Source organism: Streptomyces sp. NPDC050504 (assembly GCF_044458065.1).
In the GTDB taxonomy this organism is placed as follows: domain Bacteria; phylum Actinomycetota; class Actinomycetes; order Streptomycetales; family Streptomycetaceae; genus Streptomyces.
On the sequence record NZ_JBITHO010000009.1, the window covers coordinates 273,955 to 295,589 of the forward strand.

Below are 21,635 nucleotides of genomic sequence, written 5' to 3' on the forward strand. Positions count from 1 at the left end.
CGGTCAGCCCTCCGGGTTCGTGGTCGTGGTGGATGGCGCGGTGAAGGGCGCAGTGAACGGCGCGGTGGACGTCGTGAATTCGGCCTCGTCCGACGTGAGGGACAGGTACGCCTGTTCCAGCGTGGCCTGCTCGTCGGTGAGTTCGACGAGCGGGACGCCCTCGCGGGCCGCGAGCGCGCCGATCTCCTCGGCCCTGGCCCCGTCGACCGTCCAGCGCCCGTCGTCGCCCTGACGGGCCTCGTAGCCCTTGCGGAGCAGCGCCGCGCACAGCCTGCCAGGCTCGGTGGTGCGCAGCCTGACGCGCGGCCGGCTGCGGCCGTCCAGGAACTCCTTGAGCGGGGTGTCCGCGAGGAGCCTCCCCCTGCCGAGCACCACGAGGTGGTCGGCGAAGGACGCCGTCTCGTTCATCAGGTGGCTGGAGACCAGGACGGTGCGGCCCTCGCCCGCCAGCCGCTTGAGCAGTTCGCGGATCCAGATGATGCCCTCGGGGTCCAGGCCGTTGGACGGCTCGTCGAGCAGGACCACCTCGGGGTCGCCGAGCAGCGCGGCGGCGATGCCCAGGCGCTGGCGCATGCCCAGCGAGAAGGTCTTGATCCGCTTGCGGGCCACGCCCGCGATGCCCGCCTCCTCCAGCACCTCGTCCACGCGCCGCGCGGGAAGCCGGTTGCTGACGGCCAGCGCCAGCAGGTGGTCGCGGGCGGTCCGCGAGCCGTGGGCGGCCTGTGCGTCGAGCAGCGCGCCGACCGTGCGCAGCGGTTCGGCCAGTTCCCGGTAGGGCAGGCCGCCGATGGTCGCGGTGCCCGACGTGGGCCGGTCGAGGCCGAGGGCGAGCCGCATGGTGGTGGACTTGCCCGCACCGTTGGGGCCGAGGAACCCGGTGACCCGGCCGGGCCGCACGGTGAGCGTGAGGCCGTCGACGGCGCGCTTGGCGCCGTAGTCCTTGGTGAGGTCCTGGACGTGGATGCTGGTCATGGCTCAACCCTGGCCGCAGGCAGGGGTTCCGGGCCTCCCCCGCCCGTGGAGATCGTCTCCCCCGCACGGGGGAGCCGGGCCCCTGGTCCCACCTGGCACGATGACGGAATGCTCCGCTATCTGCGCAGGCTGGCCCAGCCCGTCACGTACACCCGCTGGATCCACCTGTGCCTGCCCGTGCTGCTGTACGGCGTGTGGGTCTACATCGCGCCGAACGGCTGGTACGTCCCCCTGCTGTTCCTGATGCCCGTCGGGCTGATCCCCGCCCTGCGGATCGAAGAGGGCGTGCAGGCGCAGCTGTTGCTCACTCCCGACGAGCGGGGGCGTCCCGACGCGCGGATCTCCACGACGCGCGCGGTCACCTGGGCCGAGCGGGGCCGGATGGTGCTGTGGATCGAGGCCCGCGTGCTCCTGGCCCTCGGCGCGGTGGCCGTGAGCGTGTGGTTGCCGATCGTCGCGTTCGACCTGGCCGCTATGGCGGACGGCGGGCCGCCGTCCGACGCGGAGTACCTGACCTTCCTGCCGCCCCACCCGGCGTGGGCGCTGGCGGCCCCCGTGCCCCTGCTGGCCGGACTGCTCGCCCTCCCCGCGCTCGGCGACCTGATCACGGCCCTGGCGTGCCGGCTGCTCGGCCCCTCCCCCAAGGACCGGCTGGCCGCACTGGAGGAGCGCACCGAACAGCTCCTGGAACGCAACCGCATCGCGCGCGAACTGCACGACTCGATCGGGCACGCGCTGACCGTGGCCGTCGTCCAGGCGGGCGCGGCCAGGGCGGCGGGCGACCCCGCCTTCACCGAGCGCGCGCTGGCCGCGATCGAGGACACGGGCAGGGAGGCTCTGGAGGACCTGGAGCGGGTGCTGCGGGTGCTGCGCGAGGAGCGGAAACCCACGTCCCAACGTCCTTCGCTCGCCGAGGCCGACCGGCTCTTCGACTCGGCGCGCGCCTCGGGCGTGCGGCTGGAGACCGAGGTGACGGGCGCGCTGCCCGATGTGCCCGGTCCCGTCTCGCGGGAGGGCTACCGCATCCTCCAGGAGGCGCTCACCAATGTCGTGCGGCACTCGGGGCCCGTACCGGCGCGCGTGCGCATCGCCGTCGGCGACGGCCGTCTGGAGCTGAGCGTGACCAATCCGCTGGGTGCGGAGGGTTCGGCGGTACCGGGACCGAGCGGCGGCAGCGGCCTGCGGGGCATCAGGGAGCGGGCCGCGCTGCTGGGCGGGAGCGCGAAGACCGGTCCCTTCGGGGGCGAGTGGACGGTACGGGCGAGCCTTCCGGTGGACCGCATAGGGTGACCCGATGCCGGTTACCGTTCTTCTGGTCGACGACGAGCCCCTGGTGCGCGCGGGTCTGCGCGCCGTCCTGGAGGCGCAGCCCGACATCGAGGTCGTCGGCGAGGCCGCCGACGGCGCCTCGGTGGTGCCGCTGGTGCGGCGGCTGCGGCCCGACGTGGTCGCGATGGACGTGCGGATGCCCCTGATGGACGGCATCGAGGCGACGCGGGTGGTGCTGCGCTCGGTGGACGAGCCGCCGAAGATCCTGGTCGTGACGACCTTCGAGAACGACGAGTTCGTGTACGAGGCGCTGCGCGCGGGGGCCGACGGGTTCCTGCTCAAGCGCTCGCGCCCCGCGGAGATCGTGAACGCGGTGCGGGTGGTCGCCGAGGGCGAGTCGCTGCTGTTCCCCGCCGCGGTGCGGTCCCTGGCCGCCGAGTACGGCAGCAGCGGGGCCAGGGCCGCCATGGAGCGCGCCGCGCTCACGGAGCGCGAGGGGGCGGTGCTGCGGCTGATGGCGCGCGGGCTGTCCAACGCGGAGATCGCCGCCAAGCTGATCGTGGGGACGGAGACGGTGAAGACCCACGTCAGTGCCGTGCTGTCGAAACTGGGTGCGCGGGACCGTACGCAAGCGGTGATCGCCGCGTACGAGTCGGGGTTCGTGTCGCCGAGCTGAGCGCCGGCCGCGGAGCGCCGGCCACCCCTTGAGCGCGGGGTTGCGCAACAGTGACTCGCAGTGCTCGCGGCCAGCGAGTACGATCCGGCAGACACGCCACGACCTGGGAGGACACACCGTGGGGCGGCTGACCGGTGGGGATCCCTCATTGCTGCGGCGGATCAATTCCGCCGTGGTGCTGCACGCGCTGCGGAGCGCCGATTCCCCCACTCTCACGGACCTGACCCGCGTCACGGGACTCTCCCGGCCCACCGTCGAAGGGGTCATGGAGGGGCTGATCGAGGCGGGCCTCGTGCTGGAGACCGGCCCCGAGGAGGGCGAGACCCGGCGTCAGGGCCGCCCGGCCCGCCGGTTCAGGTTCCGTGCGGAGGCCGGTTACCTGCTGGGCATCGAGATCGGTCCGCACCGGGTCGCCGCGCTGATCTCAGGACTGGACGGGCGGATCGTCGGCGCCGAGTCCCGCGACGTGTCGGAGACCGCGTCCGCCGACGAGCGGCTGGAGAAGATGCGCGGCGTCGTCGCCGACGTGCTGCGCAGGGCCTCCGTGCCGCGCTCCTCGCTGCGCGCGGTGGGCGTCGGCACGCCGGGCATCGTGGAGGCCGACGGGACCGTACGGCTGGGCACGGCGCTGCCCGGATGGACGGGGCTCGCGCTGGGCGAGCGGCTGCGGCGCTCGTTCCGCTGCCCCGTGCTGGTGGAGAACGACGCCAACGCGGCGGCCGTCGCCGAGCACTGGAAGGGCGCGGCCACCGACTCCGACGACATCGTGATGGTGCTGGCGGGGCTGAGCCCCGGGGCCGGGTCGCTGATCGGCGGCAGGCTGCACCGGGGGTTCGGCGGCGGCGCGGGCGAGATCGGGGCGCTGCACCTGCTGGGGCGCGACGTGACGCCCGAGCACCTGCTGTCGACCACCGACGAGCCGCTGCACCCGCTGGACGAGCAGGCGGTGGCGGAGGTCTTCGCGCTGGCCAAGGAGGGCGACGTACGGGCGCAGGCCGCGGTCGAGCGCTTCATCCAGCGGCTGGTGCACGACGTGGCGGCGCTGGTGCTGGCCCTGGACCCCGAGCTGGTGGTCGTGGGTGGCTGGGCGGCCGGTCTGGACGGCGTCCTGGACCCGCTGCGCAGCGAGCTGGCGCGGTACTGCCTGCGGCCCCCGAGGGTGGCGCTCTCGCTGCTCGGAGAGGCGGCGGTGGCGACGGGTGCGCTGCGGCTCGCGCTGGACCACGTCGAGGAGCAGCTGTTCGCGGTCGAGGGAACGGCGACGGCCCGGCGCTGAGTGCGACGGGCCGACGGCGCGGTTCGCGTACCGGGCTTCAGGAAGCGCGACGCTCCTGTTCGTGGCTGATCTCCACCGCGCCGGAGTCCCCGAAGGTCAGGCGGCAGGTGTCCGCACGGTACGTGGCGACGGAGACCGCCGCCGTGCCGCCGCGTGCGAAGTAGCGGGTGGTGACGACCAGGACGGGGGCGCCGGGCAGCCGGTCGAGCTCCTTGGCGTCGTCGGCGCTCGCGGAGCCGAGCTCCACGGCGCGGTCCTGGCCCTCCAGGCCGACGCGCTCCAGCTCGCGCAGGACGCTGCGCGCCCTGACGGGCCCCGCGGGCGCGTCGATCGCGCTCAGGTCGGGCACGGAGGAGCCGGGGACGTAGAGCAGTTCGGCGGCGACGGGCTGGCCGTGGCTGAGCCTGATGCGACGGACCGTGTGCACGGGCGTGCCCGCCTCGACCGCTTCGATGTCGAGGTCGAGGAGCTTGGCGACGGCCGCGGGGACCGCCGTCGCCGTGCAGTCGACGGGCTGCCAGTCCTCGCCGACGGCGCCGGTCCAGTCGGGCCTGGCCGTGGGGACGGCCACGCCGACGCGCGGCGGGGCGACCGTGGTACCGACGCCCCTGCGGCGCTGGAGCCGGCCTTCCAGCTCCAGTTGTTCGAGCGCCTGGCGGAGCGTGGCGCGGGCGACGCCGAACCGGGCCGCCAGGTCGCGCTCGTTGGGCAGGATCTCTCCCACCGAGAAGTCCGTGTCCAGTGCTTCGGTGAGCACGGTCTTGAGGTGCCAGTACTTCGGCTCCGCCACCGAACCCAGCTGCGTGGTCCCCACCCTGATCCTCCGCAATCGCCGTGTCCCCGGCGGCTATTTCGTGCCCTTGTTTATTAAAGGTTCCTGCCTTAACTCGCGACGATAAGGCGGCGCACCCCCTTGGTCAAGACCAATCATCGACCCGTCACGGAGTGGAACCGCCCTGATCCGCAGAGCGTTCACGAGACGTTCGTACGCTGGTGAAGAGCGTGCGAACGAAAAACCCCGCGTCCGGCGCGGACGCGGGGTTCGGTGGGACAGGAGGGGTCACCGAGGACTACACGGCGGCGAATGCCCCGAGTTTGTCCGGGTTACGGATGATGTAGACGCATTGCACCACGCCGTCCCGCACTTCCACTTGCAGGACGCTGTCCGGCTTCCCGTCGACGAGGACCAGCACCCCGGGCGCGCCGTTGAGCTCCAGGAGGCGGATTTCGGCGCCCCGCGCGCCGTCCGGTGAGACCGCGGCGATGAAGCGTCCGACCTTGTCCGCGCCCTCGATGACCCGCCGCGGGGCGCGGGACTTGCCGCCGCTGTCGCCCACCAGCCGTACGTCGGGCGCGAGCATCGACAGCAGCGCGTCGAGGTCACCGCCGCCCGCAGCGGCCAGGAACCGCAGCGTCAGGTCGCGGCGTTCGGCCGGGTCGACGTCGTAGCGGGGCCTGCGCTCCTCGACGTGGCGCCTGGCGCGGCCCGCGAGCTGGCGCACGGCCGCCTCCGAACGGTCGAGCGCGGCGGCGATCTGGGCGAACGGGAAGCCGAACGCCTCGCGCAGCACGAAGACCGCGCGTTCGAGCGGCGAGAGGGACTCCAGGACGACGAGGACGGCCAGCGAGACCGACTCGGCGAGCACCGCCCGCTCGGCCGCGTCCGGGACGGTGGGCCCGAAGTCGGTGACGACGGGCTCGGGCAGCCAGGGGCCGACGTACGCCTCGCGGCGGGCCCGGCTCTGGCGCAGCCGGTCGACGGCCAGCCTGGTGGTGATCCGCACGAGGAAGGCGCGCGGTTCGCGGACGTCCGCACGGCCCTCCGCCGACCAGCGCAGCCACGCCTCCTGCACCACGTCCTCCGCGTCGGCGATCCGGCCGAGCATCCGGTAGGCGACCCCGGTCAGTACGGGCCGGTGCTCTTCAAAGACATCGGTCACGGTTTCGACGCTCACCCGTCCATCCCAACCGAAGGGGACCGCCGGTGTCCAGGAGGACCCGCCGACCCCTTGAACTCGAAGCTACTGAAGGGTAATTGTTATTGACGGAGTGTCTAGACAGCTTCTGCGCGGAGCGTGTGCGAGCGGCACGCCGGGCAGGATCGCCCGACCACTGGGAGCAGCATCATGGCCGCGCGGGTCTCGTTCGCGATCGACTCCCCCCGGGGAAGCAGCACGGTGTCCGTGGCGTACGAACGGGCTGGGACGGGAGAGCCGCTGCTGCTGCTCCACGGCATCGGGCACCACCGGCAGGCCTGGGACCCGGTGTTCCCGATCCTCGCCGCCGAGCGCGACGTCATCGCCGTCGACCTGCCGGGCTTCGGCGAGTCCCCAGGGCTGCCTGAGGGCGTCCCGTACGACCTGGCGACGGTCGTGCCCGTGCTCGCCGCGCTCTGCACGGCCCTGGGCGTCGAGCGCCCGCACGTCGCGGGCAACTCCCTCGGCGGGCTGCTCGCGCTCGGCCTGGGCCGGGAGAAGCTCGTACGGTCGGTGACCGCGCTGTCCCCGGCCGGCTTCTGGAGCGAGGCGGAGCGGCGCTACGCCTTCACGACGCTGCGCGGGATGCGGGCGGCCGCCACGGCCATGCCGGTGCCGCTCATCGAGTGGCTGTCCCGTTCGGCCGCCGGCCGCACCGCGCTCACCAGCACCATCTACGCGCGCCCCGCGAAGCGTTCACCGCAGGCCGCCGTCGCGGAGACCCTCGCACTGCGCGGGGCCACCGGCTTCCACCAGACCCTCGCGGCCGGGCACACGGTGCGCTTCACCGACGACCTGCCGGACATCCCGGTCACCGTCGCCTGGGGCACCAGGGACCGGCTGCTGCTGCGCCGCCAAGGGATCAGGGCCAAACACGTGATCCCCGCCGCCCGCCTGGTCCGCCTCCCCCGATGCGGCCACGTCCCCATGCACGACGACCCCGCGCTCGTCGCCCGCGTCGTCCTGGACGGCAGTCGCCCGGCCGAACAGTCCTGATCCCAGCACCGCGCCCGCACCGACCAGTACGCCGCCCGCCGCCTGTGCCGCGCCGAACGTGCCCGTGCCGACGAGGGGTGCGGTGAGGGCGGCGGCGACGGGGATCATGCCGGTGAAGAGTGTGGCGCGCTCGGTGCCGATGCGCTGGAGGCCCATGTACCACAGGACGAAACCGACCACGGTGACGACGGCCGCCTGCCACAGGAGCGCCACGCCCTCCTGTCCGGTGGGCATCCGTACGAACGCGCCGCCGTCCACGACCAGTCCGACGAGCGTCGACTCGACGGCGGCGACCGCGCACACCGTGGCCGTCATCAGCCGGGGGCCGAGCTCCTTCAGCACCGGACCGGCCAGTACGGCGAAGCCGACCTCTCCGCCGAGGGCCGCGACGGACCACAGGATGCCCGGCCCGTCGGTGCGGCCCCACCCCTGGACGACGAAGGCCCCTACGGCGACGAGCAGGGCGCCGTACAGCACGGGCCCGGCGAGCCTGCGGCCGGCGAACAGCGGTACGAGCACGGCGACGATGACCGGCGCGCAGCCGACGAAGACACCGGGCACGGCGGGCTCGGCCGTGCGCTCCGCGGCCAGGATCGCCAGGTTGAAGCCGACCATGCCGACGGCGGCGAGCAGGGCGACACGGCACCACAGGCGGGCACCCAGCGACCGGAGCGGCGCGAGGGCGGCACGGCCCCCGAGGAGCGGCAGCAGGAGCAGCACGGCGAGCGCGTAGCGGACGGCCTGGCCGCCCGCGTACGGGTAGTCGCCGAGGACGCTGTTGGCGGTGAAGGAGGCCCCGACGAGGGCGTAGGCAACGGTGACGAGGAGCGCCCCGCGCAGGGTGTTGACGTTCATGGGGTCGACGCTAGGCAGCACGGCGGTCCGGTTTAAGGTCCACTTCCATGACTCCATCGGGGACCAATTCGACGGCCGGGGCGGACGCCGGGGGCAGGGACGAGGACGGTGGCGAGGGCTGGGCGTCCCGTCCCGGGTGGAACGCCGCCTGGGAGCTGCTGCTGCCCGCCGCGTCCGCACCGGCCAGACAGCGGGGGCGGGCCCTGCAGTCCGCGCTGCGCGACGCCGTACGGTCGGGGCGCCTCTCGGCCGGGACCCGGCTGCCCTCCAGCCGTGAACTCGCCGCCGATCTGGGGGTGTCGCGCGGTCTGGTCACCGAGGCGTACGAACAGCTGACGGCCGAGGGCTACCTGCGCAGCGGGCGGGGCGCCGGCACGTGGGTGGGCGGTGCGGTGCGCGGGGCGGCGCGCGGGGCGCGGGACCTGGCGCCGCGTGCTCCCGGCGCGCTGGTGAGCTTCCTCCCCGGGACGCCCGACCTGGCGCTCTTCCCGCGCACCGCGTGGGCCGCGGCGCACAAGACGGCTCTCGCCCGCCTCGAACACCGCGCCCTGGGCTATCCCGATCCGCGCGGGCTGCCCGAGCTGCGGACCGCGCTCGCCGCGCTGCTGGCCCGGCGGCGCGGCGCCGTCGCCGACCCGGAGCGGATCGTGGTCTGTTCGGGCGTGTCCCAGGCGATGACGGTGCTCGGTTCCGTCCTGCACGGTCACGGGCTGCGGACCATCGGTGTGGAGGACCCCGGGAGCCCCGGGCACGTCCCGCTGTTCGCGGCGGCCGGACTGGGCACGACGGACCTGCCGATCGACTCCGAAGGGATCGGGATCGAGCAGCTGCACCGCTCGAACGTGCGCGCGGTGGTGGTGACGCCCGCCCACCAGTACCCCTCCGGCATCGCCTACTCGGCCGCCCGGCGCGCCGAACTCCTCGACTGGGCGCGGGACACGGACGGGCTGGTGATCGAGGACGACTACGACGGCGACTTCCGCTACGACCGGGCCCCCGTCGGCGCCCTCCAGGGCCTCGATCCGGAGCACGTCGCCTACGCCGGCTCGGTCAGCAAGTCCCTCGCCCCCGGGATGCGGCTCGGCTGGCTGCTCGTGCCGGAGCGGCTGCTGGCGGAGGTCGTCGAGCGCAAGCGGTACATGGACCTGGGCCATCCCGTCCTGGACCAGAGGCTGTTCACGGACTTCGTCGAGCACGGGGACTACGACCGGCAGCTGCGCCGCTGCCAGCGCGCCTACCGGGAGCGGCGCGACGCGCTGATCGACGCGCTCGCCGAGCACTTCCCCGGCGCGGGGGTGAGCGGGATCGCGGCGGGCCTGCACCTCATCGTCACGCTGCCCGCGCGGCACGGTCCCGAAGACGCCTTCCTGCGGCGCGCGAAGGCGGCAGGGGTGGCACTGCGGCCGCTGTCGGAATGCGGCACCGCACGGCACGACGACGGGGCCGTACGGCTGGTGATCGGGTACGCCCACCTGGCGCCTTCCGAGATCGCACGGGGGGTGCGCCTGCTGGCGGGGCGTTGAGGGGCGTGCGGGGTTGTTCATCCGGGGTTCGTACGGGCGCCGCCGGCGGGCGCTAGTCATGGCACTGCACAACAGCCCGTACCCGAGAGGTGTCGCAGTCGATGTCGATGCAATTCCCCCGCCGTTCCGTCCTGCGCGGTTCGCTCGCCGCGTCCGCCGTACTCGCGCTGCCCGCCGCGGCGACCGCGACCGCGGCGACCGCCGCTCCGGCCTTCGCCCGTTCCGGACGGCCGCGCGCCGCGTGGGGCGTACAGGTCGGTGACGTCACCTCGTCGTCGGGCGAGGTGTGGGTCCGGTCCGACCGGCCCGCCCTGATGACGGTCGAGACCTCGGCCACCGAGTCGTTCCGCAGGACCCGCCGGTGGCACGGTCCGCTGCTCGGGCCCGGCACCGACTTCACCGGGACGGTCCCGCTGCACGGCCTGCCTTCGGGCGAGCAGATCCACTACCGGGTGACCCTCCAGGACCCCTACGACCCGCGCCGCTCCGGCGAGCCGGTGTACGGGACGTTCCGCACGGCTCCCGCGCGGCGGCGCGCCGGAGCGCGGTTCCTGTGGTCCGGCGACATCGCGGGACAGGGCTGGGGCATCAACCCGGACATAGGCGGCTACCGGGTGTACGAGGAGATGCGCCGTCTCGACCCGGACTTCTTCCTGTGCAGCGGCGACAACATCTACGCGGACGGCGTGATCGAGCCCAGCGTGACGCTGCCCGACGGGCGGGTGTGGCGCAACGTCACGACGCCGGAGAAGTCCAAGGTCGCGGAGACCCTCGACGAGTACCGGGGCAACTTCCGCTACAACCTGCTGGACCACAACCTGCGGGCCTTCAACGCCCAGGTCCCCTCGATCGTGCAGTGGGACGACCACGAGGTGCGCAACAACTGGTACCCCGGGCAGATCCTGGACGACGCGCGCTACACCGAGAAGGACGTGGACGTGCTGGCCGCCCGCTCGATGCGCGCGTTCCGCGAGTACTTCCCGGTCTCCACGCAGAGCCCGCGCGGCGGCCGGATGCACCGCGTGGTGCGGCACGGTCCGATGCTGGACGTGTTCGTGCTGGACATGCGGACGTTCCGGAACGCCAACTCCCCCGGTCGGCAGCCGTCCGACGCCCAGGGCATCCTCGGCGCGGAGCAGCTGCGCTGGCTGAAGCGGGAGCTGGCACGGTCCCGCGCGGTGTGGAAGGTGATCGCCGCCGACCTGCCGCTGGGGCTCGTCGTGGGCGACGGGGCGACCGACTTCGAGGCCGTGGCGCAGGGCGACCCGGGCGCGCCGCTCGGCCGCGAGCTGCAGATCGCCGAGCTGCTGCGGTTCATCAAGCACCGCGCGATCACCGGGACGCTCTGGCTGACCGCCGACGTCCACTACACCTCCGCGCAGCACTACGCCCCCGAGCGGGCGGCGTTCAAGGACTTCGCGCCGTTCTGGGAGTTCGTCTCGGGGCCGCTGGCCGCCGGCGGCTTCCCGGCGAACAAGCTCGACGCGACCTTCGGGCCGCGGCAGGTCTTCGTGAAGGCGCCGTCGCGGGCCAACGTCTCGCCGATGGAGTCCCCGCAGTACTTCGGCGAGGTCGACATCGACGGCGCCAGCGGGGAGTTGACGGTGCGGCTGCGGGCGGAGGGCGACACGGTGCTCTTCCAGCGGACGCTGCGTCCGGGGCAGGTCGGCCAGACGGCCTGAGCGGACCGTCGGACGAGGGTCGAACACGCTCCCAGCATTCGGGCCGAAACCGGCTCCGAGCTGCGGTGATGACTGATTGTCAGTGGGGGGACCTAGCGTTCTTCCCATGACGCGATCCGTACAGGCACTCGCCTATTCCCGCATGTCCGCCCTGGGTTCCCACCAGGGCGGACAGTCGCTCGGCCTGGAGACCTCGGGCGGCCTCACGCCGCTGGGCGCCGAGGCCCATCCCCGCTTCTTCTCGGGCTTCCTGACCTCGCCGCAGACCGCCGCCAGGGGGCTGCTCGCGGTCGCGGACGTGGCGGCGGCCCGGTACTACCAGCGGACGCTGCGCGCCTCGCTCGACCCGGTCGTGACGGGCAACGGCGACCGGCTGAGGTTCGAGTCGTTCTCGGGCTGCTGCGGGGTGTACGCACGGCTCGACGTGCTGCGCGACGGCCTCGACGGCGCGGACACCGGGCACGGCACCACCAACGTGGACGTCAACAGCCCGCTGCGCGAGGCGCTTTCACGGATAGGCGGCGACGACCCGCTGCACCTGCGGGTGGGCCCCGACGAAATGGCGGTCACCACGCTCGACGGCCCTGTCGTGGAGAAGAAGGTGCCGCTGCCCGACCGTTGGCTGCGCGGTTTCGCCGAGGCGCAGGTGGCCTCCGCGGGGTTCGACCTGCGGGCCGAGCTGACGCCCGCCGAAGCGGTGCGGTTCCTGCGCTCGCTGCCCAGGTCGGCGGGCGGGTCGGGGGGTGCGCCCGTGTGGGTCGTGCCGTCCGGGCGGACGCTGCGGCCGACGACCCGGCCGGTGACCGGCGCGGTGTGCCTGCCGGGTCCTGACCGGCTGGTGGCGCTCCAGCGGGTGCTGCGGTATGCGAAGGCACTGCGGGTGTACGGCCCCGTGGTGGACGGTGCGGCCGCGCCGAGCGCCTGGGAGGTGGAGCTTCCCGGCATGCGGCTGACGATCACCCTGTCGCCCGACCCGGCGCGCGGGTTCTCCGGCGAGGGCGGGGTGCTGGAGGCGCTGGCCACCGACGAGGCGGCGGGCGACGCCGATTTGGTCTCCGTGCTGCTGGCCTGGGAGCCGAGGATCGACCCCGCGGAGCTGGCCGCCGAGTCGGGCCTGTCCGTGGCGCGGGTGAAGGCGGCGCTGACGCTGCTGGGCACGGCGGGCCGGGTGGGGTACGACGTGGCGGACGCGGCGTACTTCCACCGGGAGCTGCCGTACGACGCGCAGCGGGCCGAGCGGCACAATCCCCGGCTGACGGCGGCCCGCGAACTGGTCGGCGCGGGGGCCGTGGAGCTCTCCGGCTCCCTGGCGGCCGTCAGGTCGGGCGAGCGGGTCTACCAAGTGCGCGAGAGCGACGGGGTGTTGAGCTGCACGTGCCAGTGGTGGGCGGACTACCGGGGCAGGCGGGGCCCCTGCAAGCACGCGCTGGCGGTCCGGATCGTGCGGCGCGAGGCGCAGACGGGCGGGGCGGCGGCCGCGAGCGCGGTGACCACGACGGACGCGGTAACCACGACGGACGCGGTGACCACGACGGACACGACGACTGCCGGGGGCGGACGATGAAGGAACTGATGGACGCGGTCCGAGCGGGCCGCGCGGGCGAGGTGCCGGGACTGCTGAAGCCGCTGTCCCCGGCCGACCGCAAGGCGTGCCTGGCCGAGCTGAAGGCCCTCCAGAAGGAGGTCCGCGAGTGGGACTGGAACCGCTGGGACGAGCGGGGCAAGGTGCAGCGGGCCCTGCTGCTGGCCGGAGCGGGCTGCCACACGGGGGCCGCGGCGGCGGCCGCCTGGATCGGCGGGCGGAACCTGCGGGGCTGGCAGGCCCCGCCCGCGCCCCTGCTGCTTGACATCCTCGGCGGGCGCGACGCCGCCTGGCTGGCGGACGTCGCGCACCGGCTGGCCTCCCGCACGGCGACCGCGTCGGCGGACTATCCGCTCGTCTCCGGACTCGTGCGGCTCGCCGGGTGCCCGGTGCCCACCACGGACGGGCACGTGATCGGCTGGGCCGAGACCATGGACCGGGTGCACGGACAGCGCGGCAGGCCCGGACTGCTGGAGATGCTGCGCAAGAGCGAGGACACCCGGGAGCTGGCCCCGAGGCTCCTGGACACCACTGAGCTGGCCCGGTCCCTGGTGTGGTCTTACCGCGAGGCGGGCGACACCTGGCCCGAGGCACTGGCCGTGCTCGCCGCGGACGGCGTGCTCGACCGGGGCGTGCTGATCGACCGCGCGGTGGCCCGGCTGCTGCGCGGCGGCAAGCAGGGCGAGCTGAAGTTCGCCCTGCGGCTGCTGGAGTGCCTGGAGCCGACCGCCGACGAGGAGCGGGCGCGGGTCGCGGACTGGTGCGCGCTGCTCTCCGACGCGCCGTCGGCCGTCGCCTCGCGCGGCCAGGAGGCGCTGGCCCGGCTGGTGGAGCGGGGCGAGGTGACCGCGCGGCAGTTGGCCGAGGTGTCCGACGCCGTGCTGTTCAGGACCGAGAAGAAGCTGGTGCGGGCCCAGTTGGTCGTCCTCGGCAAGGCGCTCAGGCACTCCCCCGACGCCGCGGACGAACTGCTGGTCTCCGTCGCCGGGGCGTTCGGACACGAGGACACCGGCATCCAGGAGCGGGCGCTGAAGCTGGCCGGGCGGTTCCTGGCCGGGGCCGGCGAGGAGACTCGCGAGGAGGTCGCCCACGCGGTGGGGGCGCTCAGCCCGATGCACCGCGCCCTGGCCGCCGAGCTGCTCGGGGCGGCCCTGCCCCCGCAGCCGGACGAGGAGGAGCCGCCGCCCTACGAGGAGCTGCTGCCCCCGGCGCCCGAGGAGCTGCGGCTCGACCCGGCGCCCGCGTCGTCGGCCGAGCTGGTCGAGGAGGTCGCCGTGCTCCTCAAGTCCCGTTCCGTGGCCGACGTCCCGACCGTCGAGCGCGCGCTGGACGCGCTGGTGCGCCACGCGTACCGGGACCGGAAGGCACTGGTCGAGGCCCTGCGCCCGGCGCTCTCCGGCGTCTGGTGGTACGAGTGGGACGAGTCCCCCGTCCAGTACCTGAGCCACGTGGACCTCGTCGTCGCCGCGCTGATCGGCCGGGTCTCCGTGCCGGACCTGCACCGGGACCGTTCGCGGGCACCGAAGACGGACGCCTGCGTCCACGACTCGCTGGACGGCGTGTGGTCCGCGCGCGTGCTGGAGGCGGCCCACACCGTACTGACCCGTCCGGTCCCGTGCCTGCTGGCGACGCCGACCTGGGGATCGGGCGCGCTGGACCCCGCCGAGCTGGTCGAGCGGCTGCGCGCGTACCGGCAGGAGGGCGTGGAGCCGGTGCCGGTGGACTTCACCCAGGCGCTGCTGCGGATGCGGGTGCGGCCCGAGGACCGCGCCGCGCTCGCCGCACAGGCCGCCGAACTCGGCACCAGGGCGGGCGAGCGGCTGGCGGCGTGGCTCACGTCGGACGAACCGCCGCTGGCGGCGCTGCGCGCGGAGCAGGAACAGCCGAGGGCCCTGCGGTCGAAGTGGTGGCGCTCGGGCCCGCTGAACGCGCTGCGCACGCTGATGGAGCCGCGCGAGCAGCTGGTGCCGCAGCAGGGGCTGCCCGCGGTGTTCCGCTGGGTCGGCAGGCCGATCCAGCCGCACCAGTGGCACTGCTCCCACTGGCCGAACGGTTCGCGGCGGCGCTGGGCGGCCGTGCTGCCCGGCGAGCGCGAGACGTTCGCCTCGTGGATGGTGCCCTCGATCGCGCAGGGCTGGGCGGAGAGCAACGACCTGCTGCCCGCGATAGCCGAGGCGTACGGTCCCGCGGGGCCCGGGGTCCATCTGGCGGTGGCGTGCGGCCTGGGCGCGCCGGACGCTCCCGGCCGGCTGGCGGCGGTCGACGCGCTGCTGGTGCTGGCCGCGCGCGGTGACCTGGACGGGGCGCTGCTCGGCGGTTCGCTGACGGCGCTGCTGGGACAGGAGGTGGTCAAGCCGAACCGGCTGGCGGACTCGCTGCGGACGGCCGCGTCGACCGGGGCGTACGGCACCGTCTGGTCGGTGCTCGCGGAGCTGCTGCCCGGTCTGCTGACCCCGGGCACGGCGCCGCGCGGGCTCAGCGACATACTGTCCCTGGCGGCCGAATGCGTGGAGCACTGCGGGGCGGGCGGTACGGTTCCCGGGCTCGCGGAGGTCGCCGGGCGGAGCGGACGCTCGCTCTACGTACAGCAGGCGCAGCGGCTTCAGGCGGCGCTGCGGCACGGTGACGGAAGCCGGGACGGCAACGGCGGGGACGGCAACGGCGGGGACGGCGGGAGCGGGGACGGACAGCCCGCCGGTCAATCCGCGCCAGAGTTGGCCCAAAACGGTTGATAGCCGAGCAAAATCGCGCTTAACCCGTCAGTCACAAACCGTTCGTGATCACGCAACACCGCTCGGCCACAGTGGTGCCATGCCCGACATGACTGAAGTGACGTACACGAACATCCTCCGCAGGCGCCGCGCGCACCGGCTGGCGCGGCGCCGTGCCCACCGGCACGCGCACCACTGGCGGCGGGACCTCGTGGAGCTGGCCGCCCTGTTCACCGCCGTGGCCGTCGCGGACGCGATCGCCAATACGGTCGCGCACGGTCCCGACGGCCCGTTCCTCCTGGTGGCGTCGGCGGTGGCACTGGCCGCGACCGCCGCGTTCCACACCTGGTGGGCACGGCGCCACGGTCACGCCCCGCCGCCGCCCGATACCGGCACGGCGACGCCCGGCAGTCCGGCCGCGTCCCACGACGCCCCCACGTCCGAGACTTCCTCACCCGACACCCGCACTCCCGACGCCCGCACGCCCGGTGCCCCCTCGTCCCAGGACACCGCGCTCTGGCGGATGCGCACCACCGTGCGGGACGCCCCCGGCAGCCTCGCCACGCTGTGCACGGCGCTCGCCCGGCACCGCATCGACATCCTCACGCTGCAGACCCACCCGCTCGGCGACCGCACCGTCGACGAGTTCCTGCTGCGCGCCCCCGCCGACCTGCCTTCGCGCGCCATCACCAGGGAGGCGTCCGAGGCGGGCGGCCAGGACACCTGGATCGAGCGCGCCGACGCCCACGACCTCGTCGACGCCCCGACCAGGGTGCTCGGCCTCGCCACCCGCACCGCGCTGGACGCCGCCGAACTCCCCCTCGCCCTGCGCCACCTGCTGGGCCGGTGCAGCATCCACTCACTGCCCGCCGTCTCGCCGACCGGCCGACCGGCCGTCGAGAGCGCCCCGGTCGAGGGCGTGCTGGAGGAGACCGTGATGCGGCTGCGCGACCCGAACGGCGGGACGATCACCGTCGAGCGGCCCTACCTCCCGTTCACCCCGACCGAGTTCGCCCGCGCCCGCGCCCTCGTCGAGCTCGACGCCAGGCTCGGCCCCCGGATCCCCCGCAGCCGGGACGTGCTCACCCTCCCCGAGGGCAACGAGATCACGGTCCGCCGCGCCGACCAGGGCGATGTCGAAGCGGCCAAGGCCATGCACGAGCGCTGCTCAGAGCGCACCCTGGGCCTGCGCTACCACGGCCCCGTCGGCGACGCGGACCGTTACCTGAACCACCTGCTCAGCCCGCGCTTCGGCCGCACCCTCGCCGTCCAGACCGCGTCCGGCCGCCTGGTCGCCCTCGGCCACCTGCTCTGGGACGGCGACGAGACCGAGGTCGCCCTCCTCGTCGAGGACGACTGGCAGCGCCGCGGCATCGGCTCCGAGTTGCTGCGCCGCCTGGTGGCGCTCGCCGCCGAGGCCGGCTGCGACAGCGTCTACGCCGTCACCCAGGCGTCCAACACCGGCATGGTCGCCGCGATGCGCGGCCTCGACCTGCCCCTCGACTACCAGATCGAGGAGGGCACGCTGGTGGTCACGGCGCGGCTCGCTCCCTCTCCCGTACGGTCGCGTCCGCCGTACGAGCAGGCCGAGCGCTGAGCGGCGCCCGAGCCACCGGCCCCAGCGCCCGGTCGAGATCGCGCCAGAGGTCCTCGACGTCCTCCAGGCCGACGGACATCCGCAGCAGCCGGTCGTGCACGCCCGCCGCGTGCCGGTCGCCCTCGTCCACGATGCGGTGGCTGATGGAGGCCGGGTGCTGGATCAGCGTGTCGACGCTGCCGAGGCTGACCGCGGGAGTGATGAGCCGCACCCCCGACACGACCTCGTGCGGGTCGCCGTGCACCTCGAAGGAGACCATGGCGCCACCGATCTTCGGGTAGTGCACGCGGGCGGTCCTCGGGTCGTCCGCGAGCCTGCGCGCCAGCTCGGCGGCGGTCGCCGACGCGGCCCGCACCCGGACGGGCAGCGTCGACAGGCCGCGCAGCAGCAGATAGCCGGCCATCGGGTGCAGCACCCCGCCGGTCGCGAAGCGCACCTGGCGCAGCGTCCGCGCGAACCCGTCGTCGCAGGCCACCACCCCGCCCATCACGTCACCGTGCCCGCCGAGGTACTTGGTGGCGCTGTGCAGCACCATGCGGGCGCCGTCCTCCAGCGGGCGCTGGAGCACGGGCGTGGCGAAGGTGTTGTCCACGAGCAGCGGCACCGAGCCGCAGGCGTGCGCGACGGCCCGCACCGAGACCTCGGCGAGCGTGGGATTGGCGGGCGTCTCGACCATCACCAGGCCGGTGTCGGGGCGGATCGCCTCCGCGATGCCCGCCACGTCGGTCCAGGTCACCTCGGTGCCCAGCAGCCCGGCGGCCAGCAGGTGGTCGCTGCACCCGTACAGCGGCCGCACGGCCACCACGTGGCGCAGCCCCAGGCTCGCCCTGGCCAGGAGCACGGCGGTGAGCGCCGCCATCCCGCTCGCGAAGGCCACCGCGTCGTCGGCGCCTTCGAGCCGGGCGAGCGCCGCCTCGAAGCGCGCGTTCGTCGGGTTGTCGAGCCTGGCGTAGACGGGCGGGCCTTCGAGCCGGGCGCCGGTCCGCGCGAACTCGTCGATCCTGGCGGCCTCGCCCCTGCTGTCGTACGACGGGTAGGTGGTCGAGAGGTCCAGGGGCGGCGCGTGCAGACCGAGGGCCGCGAGGTCTTCGCGCCCCGCGTGCACGGCCTCGGTCGCCTGCTCTCTGCGGTCCGCATCGATGCGTGAGGTCATGCACGCACTCTGAACAGCTACCGGCCCGTAGCCGAAAATCGCCGTGCTACGTTCGGCCGGTGTCCGAATCCGTCGCACTCGATCCGGTCGACCTCCAGATTCTGCGCCTGTTGCAGAACGACGCCCGGACCACCTACCGGGACCTCGCCGCCGAGGTCGGCGTCGCCCCTTCCACCTGCTTGGACCGGGTCACCAGGCTGCGCCGCGCCGGGGTCGTGCTCGGTCACCGCCTGCTCGTGGATCCGGCCAGACTCGGCCGGGGCCTGGAGGCGCTGCTCTCCGTGCAGGTGCGTCCGCACCGGCGGGAATTGATCGGCCCGTTCACGGAACGCATCAGGAAACTGCCGGAGTCCCGGGCGCTCTTCCATCTGACCGGTCCCGACGACTACCTGGTCCACGTCGCCGTCGTGGACATGGCCGACCTCCAGCGGCTGGTGCTCGACGAGTTCACCTCGCGGCGCGAAGTGGCCCGGGTGGAGACGCGGTTGATATTCCAGCAGTGGGAGTGCGGCCCGCTGCTGCCTCCTCAGCCGGCCGACCGCGCGCACCGGGACCCGGACGGCTGACCGTTCCGCGGCACCACCGCTCCCGCGCGCGCCCGCCCACACCTGCCCGCACCTGCCCGTTCCCGGGACGGAGCGGCTGATCACGCGCGTGGCGAACGGTAGTGACGGCGGCCCCTTCCGCGTACGAGGATGTGACCATGGCTTCCACTCCCAGCAGCGCGCTGCCCCGTCAGGTCGCGGACGCGTACGTCGACGCACTCATCGAAATCGACCCGGTCCTCGGCACCTACCTCGGCATCGCCGAGAGCTCATCCAAGCTCCCCGACTTCTCCCCCGCGGGGCAGCGGGCGCGGGCCGATCTGATGGTCGCCACGCTCGCCCGGCTCGACGAGGCGGAGCGGCTGCCCGGCGCGGACAGCGACGCCGAGCGGCGCTGCGGGCGCCTGCTGCGGGAGCGGCTGACGGCGGAGCTCGCCGTGCACGAGGCGGAGGAGGGGCTGCGCACCGTCTCCAACATCCACTCGCCCGTCCACGCGGTGCGCGACATCTTCCCGGTGACGCCGGTCGGGACGGACGAGGAGTGGGCGGCGGTCGCCGAGCGGCTGCGGGCCGTGCCCGCCGCGCTTGAGGGCTACCGCGAGTCGCTCGCGCTGGGGCTGGAGCGCAAGCTGTACGGCGGCCCGCGCGCCACGGCGACCTTCATCGGACAGCTCACGGAGTGGGCGGGCACGGACCGCGGCTGGTTCGACGAGTTCGCCTCCGACGGTCCCGCCGCGCTGCGGGCCGAGCTGGACACGGCCGCGCGGGGTGCGACGGCCGCGGTGGCCGCGCTGCGCGACTGGATGCGCGACGTGTACGCGCCCGCCGTCGCGGACGCCCCCGACACGGTGGGCCGCGAGCGGTACGCGCGCTGGTCGCGCTACTTCAACGGCACGGACCTGGACCTCGACGAGGCGTACGCGTACGGCTGGAGCGAGTACCACCGGCTGCTCGGCGAGATGCGGCAGGAGGCCGAGCGCATCCTGCCGGGCGCCGGCCCCTGGGAGGCGATCGCCCACCTCGACGAGCACGGCACGCACATCGAGGGCGTCGACGCGGTCAGGGAGTGGCTCCAGGGCCTGATGGACGAGGCGATCGGGGCGCTGGACGGCACCCACTTCGAACTCGCCGAGCGGGTGCGGAAGGTGGAGTCGCGGATCGCCCCGCCCGGCGGCGCGGCGGCCCCGTACTACACCGGCCCCTCCGAGGACTTCTCGCGCCCCGGCCGCACCTGGCTGCCGACGATGGGCGAGACCCGCTTCCCGGTCTACGACCTCGTCTCGACCTGGTACCACGAGGGCGTGCCCGGCCACCACCTCCAGATCGCGCAGTGGACGCACGTCGCGGACCGGCTCTCCCGCTACCAGGCGTCGGTCGGCATGGTCAGCGCGAACGCGGAGGGCTGGGCGCTGTACGCGGAGCGGCTCATGGACGAGCTGGGCTTCCTGCCCGACGCGGAGCGCAGGATCGGCTACCTGGACGCCCAGATGATGCGGTCGACCCGGGTCATCGTCGACATCGGCATGCACCTGGAGCTGGAGATCCCGGCGGACTCGCCGTTCCACCCGGGCGAGCGCTGGACGCCCGAGCTGGCCCAGGAGTTCTTCGGCAGCCACAGCGGACGGCCCGCGGACTTCGTGGAGAGCGAGCTGACCCGCTATCTGTCGATGCCCGCACAGGCGATCGGCTACAAGCTCGGCGAGCGGGCGTGGCTGCTGGGCCGCGAGCGGGCGCGCGCGGCGCACGGCGAGGCGTTCGACGCGAAGGCGTGGCACATGGCCGCGCTGTCGCAGGGTTCGCTGGGCCTGGACGACCTGGTGGACGAGCTGTCCCGGCTCTGAACCGTCCCGGCTCTGACAGTCCCGGCCCTGAACCGTCCCGGCCCTGACCAGGGAGCCGACGGGCCGCGGCTCCGGGGCATGATGGGCGCATGACGACGGGGTTCCTGTTCTGCCACGACCCGCTGCGGGCCGCCCGCACCGACCCCCAGTTCGCCCAGGAGGCGGAGCTGGTACGGGAGTCGGGCGGCACCGTCGCGCTCGTCGACCACGACGCGCTGCTCGCCGGGGACCCCTCGGGCGCGGTGCGGCGGGTGCCGCGCGACTCGGGAGCGTACTGGTACCGGGGCTGGATGGTCCCGGCCGACGCGTACGCCGCGTTGGAGCGGGCGCTCGCGGCGCGGGGCTGCTCGCTGCGGACGGGCGCCGCCGCGTACCGCAGGGCGCACGAACTCCCCGGCTGGTACGGGCGGTTCGACACGCTCACGCCGCGCAGCGTGTGGCGGGCGGGCGCGGAGGGCGCCGCGGACCCGGACGGGCTCGCGGCGCTCGCCGCGCCGCTCGGCGCCGGGCCCGGGATCGTCAAGGACTACGTGAAGTCCCGCAAGCACGAGTGGGACGAGGCGTGCTTCGTCCCCGAACTGTCCGACCGCGCACGGCTCTCGGCCGTGGTGCGACGCTTCGTCGAGCTCCAGCTCGGGGACGGGGCGCTCGCGGGCGGAATCGTCCTGCGCGCGTACGAGGCGTTCGTGCCGGGCGGCGAGGCGCGCGCGTGGTGGGTGGACGGCGAGCCCGTACTGGTCACCGCCCACCCCGACACGCCCGAACAGTTGCCGGGCACGAAGCTCGACGGTCCGCTGCGCGAGGCGGTGCGCGGGCTCGGCTGCCCGTGGGTGACCACCGACCTGGCACTGCGCGCGGACGGGGTCTGGCGGGTGGTCGAGGTCGGGGACGGCCAGGTCAGCGGACTGCCCAGGGGCGCGGACTGGTCCGCGCTGTGCGCGGCGCTGCTGCGGAACGGCGGCTGAGATCCCTTCGGCGCGC

16 protein-coding genes and 1 pseudogene are annotated in these 21,635 nt (G+C 74.1%); 12 read left to right on the plus strand and 5 right to left on the minus strand.

All coding sequences use genetic code 11. The annotated features are described in order from the left end of the window. Positions 1 to 3: 3 nt before the first annotated feature. Positions 4 to 972, minus strand: coding sequence for an ABC transporter ATP-binding protein (locus ACIBNE_RS31520; RefSeq protein WP_399277600.1), 969 nt, complete (start codon positions 970 to 972; stop codon positions 4 to 6). Positions 973 to 1,080: 108 nt separating this feature from the next. On the opposite strand from ACIBNE_RS31520, the gene ACIBNE_RS31525 reads away from it, so the two are divergent. From ACIBNE_RS31525 to ACIBNE_RS31535, 3 genes are all read left to right on the plus strand, one after another. Beyond that, a complete protein-coding gene (locus tag ACIBNE_RS31525) occupies positions 1,081 to 2,262 on the plus strand; it encodes a sensor histidine kinase (RefSeq protein ID WP_399277602.1) in 1,182 nt (393 codons plus the stop codon). Positions 2,263 to 2,266: 4 nt separating this feature from the next. Further along, positions 2,267 to 2,917, plus strand: a complete 651-nt coding sequence (locus tag ACIBNE_RS31530) for a response regulator (RefSeq protein ID WP_399277604.1) — start codon at positions 2,267 to 2,269, stop codon at positions 2,915 to 2,917. 118 nt (positions 2,918 to 3,035) lie between these two features. Continuing rightward, positions 3,036 to 4,193 (plus strand): ROK family protein, encoded by a 1,158-nt coding sequence (locus tag ACIBNE_RS31535; protein ID WP_399277605.1) that lies wholly within the window; start codon positions 3,036 to 3,038, stop codon positions 4,191 to 4,193. A gap of 37 nt (positions 4,194 to 4,230) precedes the next feature. On the opposite strand, the gene ACIBNE_RS31540 is transcribed toward ACIBNE_RS31535, so the two are convergent. Continuing rightward, positions 4,231 to 5,007, minus strand: coding sequence for a GntR family transcriptional regulator (locus ACIBNE_RS31540; RefSeq protein WP_399277607.1), 777 nt, complete (start codon positions 5,005 to 5,007; stop codon positions 4,231 to 4,233). Between the two features lie 256 nt (positions 5,008 to 5,263). Further along, positions 5,264 to 6,148 (minus strand): RNA polymerase sigma-70 factor, encoded by an 885-nt coding sequence (locus ACIBNE_RS31545; RefSeq protein WP_399277609.1) that lies wholly within the window; start codon positions 6,146 to 6,148, stop codon positions 5,264 to 5,266. Between the two features lie 171 nt (positions 6,149 to 6,319). Between ACIBNE_RS31545 and ACIBNE_RS31550 the strand changes: the two genes are divergently transcribed. Then, the gene (locus ACIBNE_RS31550; protein ID WP_399277611.1) at positions 6,320 to 7,165 is read left to right on the plus strand and encodes an alpha/beta fold hydrolase; all 846 of its coding nucleotides are present in this window, start codon (positions 6,320 to 6,322) and stop codon (positions 7,163 to 7,165) included. 15 nt (positions 7,166 to 7,180) lie between these two features. Here the strand turns inward: ACIBNE_RS31550 and ACIBNE_RS31555 are convergent. Then, positions 7,181 to 8,077 (minus strand): annotated as a pseudogene (locus ACIBNE_RS31555) (DMT family transporter); the annotation flags it as partial. Between ACIBNE_RS31555 and ACIBNE_RS31560 the strand changes: the two are divergent. The 5 genes from ACIBNE_RS31560 to ACIBNE_RS31580 all read left to right on the plus strand — a co-directional run bounded on the left by ACIBNE_RS31560 (position 8,068) and on the right by ACIBNE_RS31580 (position 17,115). Further along, positions 8,068 to 9,543, plus strand: a complete 1,476-nt coding sequence (locus ACIBNE_RS31560; RefSeq protein WP_399277613.1) for a PLP-dependent aminotransferase family protein — start codon at positions 8,068 to 8,070, stop codon at positions 9,541 to 9,543. The pseudogene ACIBNE_RS31555 and the gene ACIBNE_RS31560 sit on opposite strands and share 10 nt — an antisense overlap. Before the next feature lie 107 nt (positions 9,544 to 9,650). Further along, a complete protein-coding gene (locus ACIBNE_RS31565; protein ID WP_399277785.1) occupies positions 9,651 to 11,225 on the plus strand; it encodes an alkaline phosphatase D family protein in 1,575 nt (524 codons plus the stop codon). Between the two features lie 106 nt (positions 11,226 to 11,331). Beyond that, complete coding sequence (locus ACIBNE_RS31570) at positions 11,332 to 12,789, plus strand: SWIM zinc finger family protein (protein ID WP_399277615.1); 1,458 nt, start codon at positions 11,332 to 11,334, stop codon at positions 12,787 to 12,789. A gap of 8 nt (positions 12,790 to 12,797) precedes the next feature. Beyond that, the gene (locus ACIBNE_RS31575) at positions 12,798 to 15,539 is read left to right on the plus strand and encodes a DUF6493 family protein (protein ID WP_399277618.1); all 2,742 of its coding nucleotides are present in this window, start codon (positions 12,798 to 12,800) and stop codon (positions 15,537 to 15,539) included. 88 nt (positions 15,540 to 15,627) lie between these two features. Further along, a complete protein-coding gene (locus ACIBNE_RS31580; RefSeq protein WP_399277787.1) occupies positions 15,628 to 17,115 on the plus strand; it encodes a GNAT family N-acetyltransferase in 1,488 nt (495 codons plus the stop codon). Here the strand turns inward: ACIBNE_RS31580 and ACIBNE_RS31585 are convergent. Beyond that, entirely contained in the window at positions 17,051 to 18,268 is a 1,218-nt protein-coding gene (locus ACIBNE_RS31585; protein WP_399277620.1) for a trans-sulfuration enzyme family protein, read from the minus strand. The two genes, ACIBNE_RS31580 and ACIBNE_RS31585, sit on opposite strands and share 65 nt — an antisense overlap. Before the next feature lie 59 nt (positions 18,269 to 18,327). Here ACIBNE_RS31585 and ACIBNE_RS31590 point away from each other — a divergent pair, with 59 nt between their 5' ends. From ACIBNE_RS31590 to ACIBNE_RS31600, 3 genes are all read left to right on the plus strand, one after another. Next, entirely contained in the window at positions 18,328 to 18,834 is a 507-nt protein-coding gene (locus ACIBNE_RS31590) for an Lrp/AsnC family transcriptional regulator (RefSeq protein ID WP_399277622.1), read from the plus strand. A gap of 137 nt (positions 18,835 to 18,971) precedes the next feature. Then, a complete protein-coding gene (locus ACIBNE_RS31595; RefSeq protein WP_399277624.1) occupies positions 18,972 to 20,654 on the plus strand; it encodes a DUF885 domain-containing protein in 1,683 nt (560 codons plus the stop codon). Positions 20,655 to 20,743: 89 nt separating this feature from the next. Further along, the gene (locus tag ACIBNE_RS31600) at positions 20,744 to 21,619 is read left to right on the plus strand and encodes an ATP-grasp domain-containing protein (RefSeq protein WP_399277626.1); all 876 of its coding nucleotides are present in this window, start codon (positions 20,744 to 20,746) and stop codon (positions 21,617 to 21,619) included. Positions 21,620 to 21,635 lie beyond the last annotated feature (16 nt).

Bases quoted from the DNA above. Each gene is read 5' to 3' on its own strand.
- ACIBNE_RS31520 (WP_399277600.1), bottom strand. From the start codon at position 972: ATGACCAGCATCCACGTCCAGGACCTCACCAAGGACTACGGCGCCAAG.
- ACIBNE_RS31525 (WP_399277602.1), top strand. From the start codon at position 1,081: ATGCTCCGCTATCTGCGCAGGCTGGCCCAGCCCGTCACGTACACCCGC.
- ACIBNE_RS31530 (WP_399277604.1), top strand. From the start codon at position 2,267: ATGCCGGTTACCGTTCTTCTGGTCGACGACGAGCCCCTGGTGCGCGCG.
- ACIBNE_RS31550 (WP_399277611.1), top strand. From the start codon at position 6,320: ATGGCCGCGCGGGTCTCGTTCGCGATCGACTCCCCCCGGGGAAGCAGC.
- ACIBNE_RS31560 (WP_399277613.1), top strand. From the start codon at position 8,068: ATGACTCCATCGGGGACCAATTCGACGGCCGGGGCGGACGCCGGGGGC.
- ACIBNE_RS31565 (WP_399277785.1), top strand. From the start codon at position 9,651: ATGCAATTCCCCCGCCGTTCCGTCCTGCGCGGTTCGCTCGCCGCGTCC.
- ACIBNE_RS31570 (WP_399277615.1), top strand. From the start codon at position 11,332: ATGACGCGATCCGTACAGGCACTCGCCTATTCCCGCATGTCCGCCCTG.
- ACIBNE_RS31575 (WP_399277618.1), top strand. From the start codon at position 12,798: ATGGACGCGGTCCGAGCGGGCCGCGCGGGCGAGGTGCCGGGACTGCTG.
- ACIBNE_RS31580 (WP_399277787.1), top strand. From the start codon at position 15,628: ATGACTGAAGTGACGTACACGAACATCCTCCGCAGGCGCCGCGCGCAC.
- ACIBNE_RS31585 (WP_399277620.1), bottom strand. From the start codon at position 18,268: ATGACCTCACGCATCGATGCGGACCGCAGAGAGCAGGCGACCGAGGCC.
- ACIBNE_RS31595 (WP_399277624.1), top strand. From the start codon at position 18,972: ATGGCTTCCACTCCCAGCAGCGCGCTGCCCCGTCAGGTCGCGGACGCG.
- ACIBNE_RS31600 (WP_399277626.1), top strand. From the start codon at position 20,744: ATGACGACGGGGTTCCTGTTCTGCCACGACCCGCTGCGGGCCGCCCGC.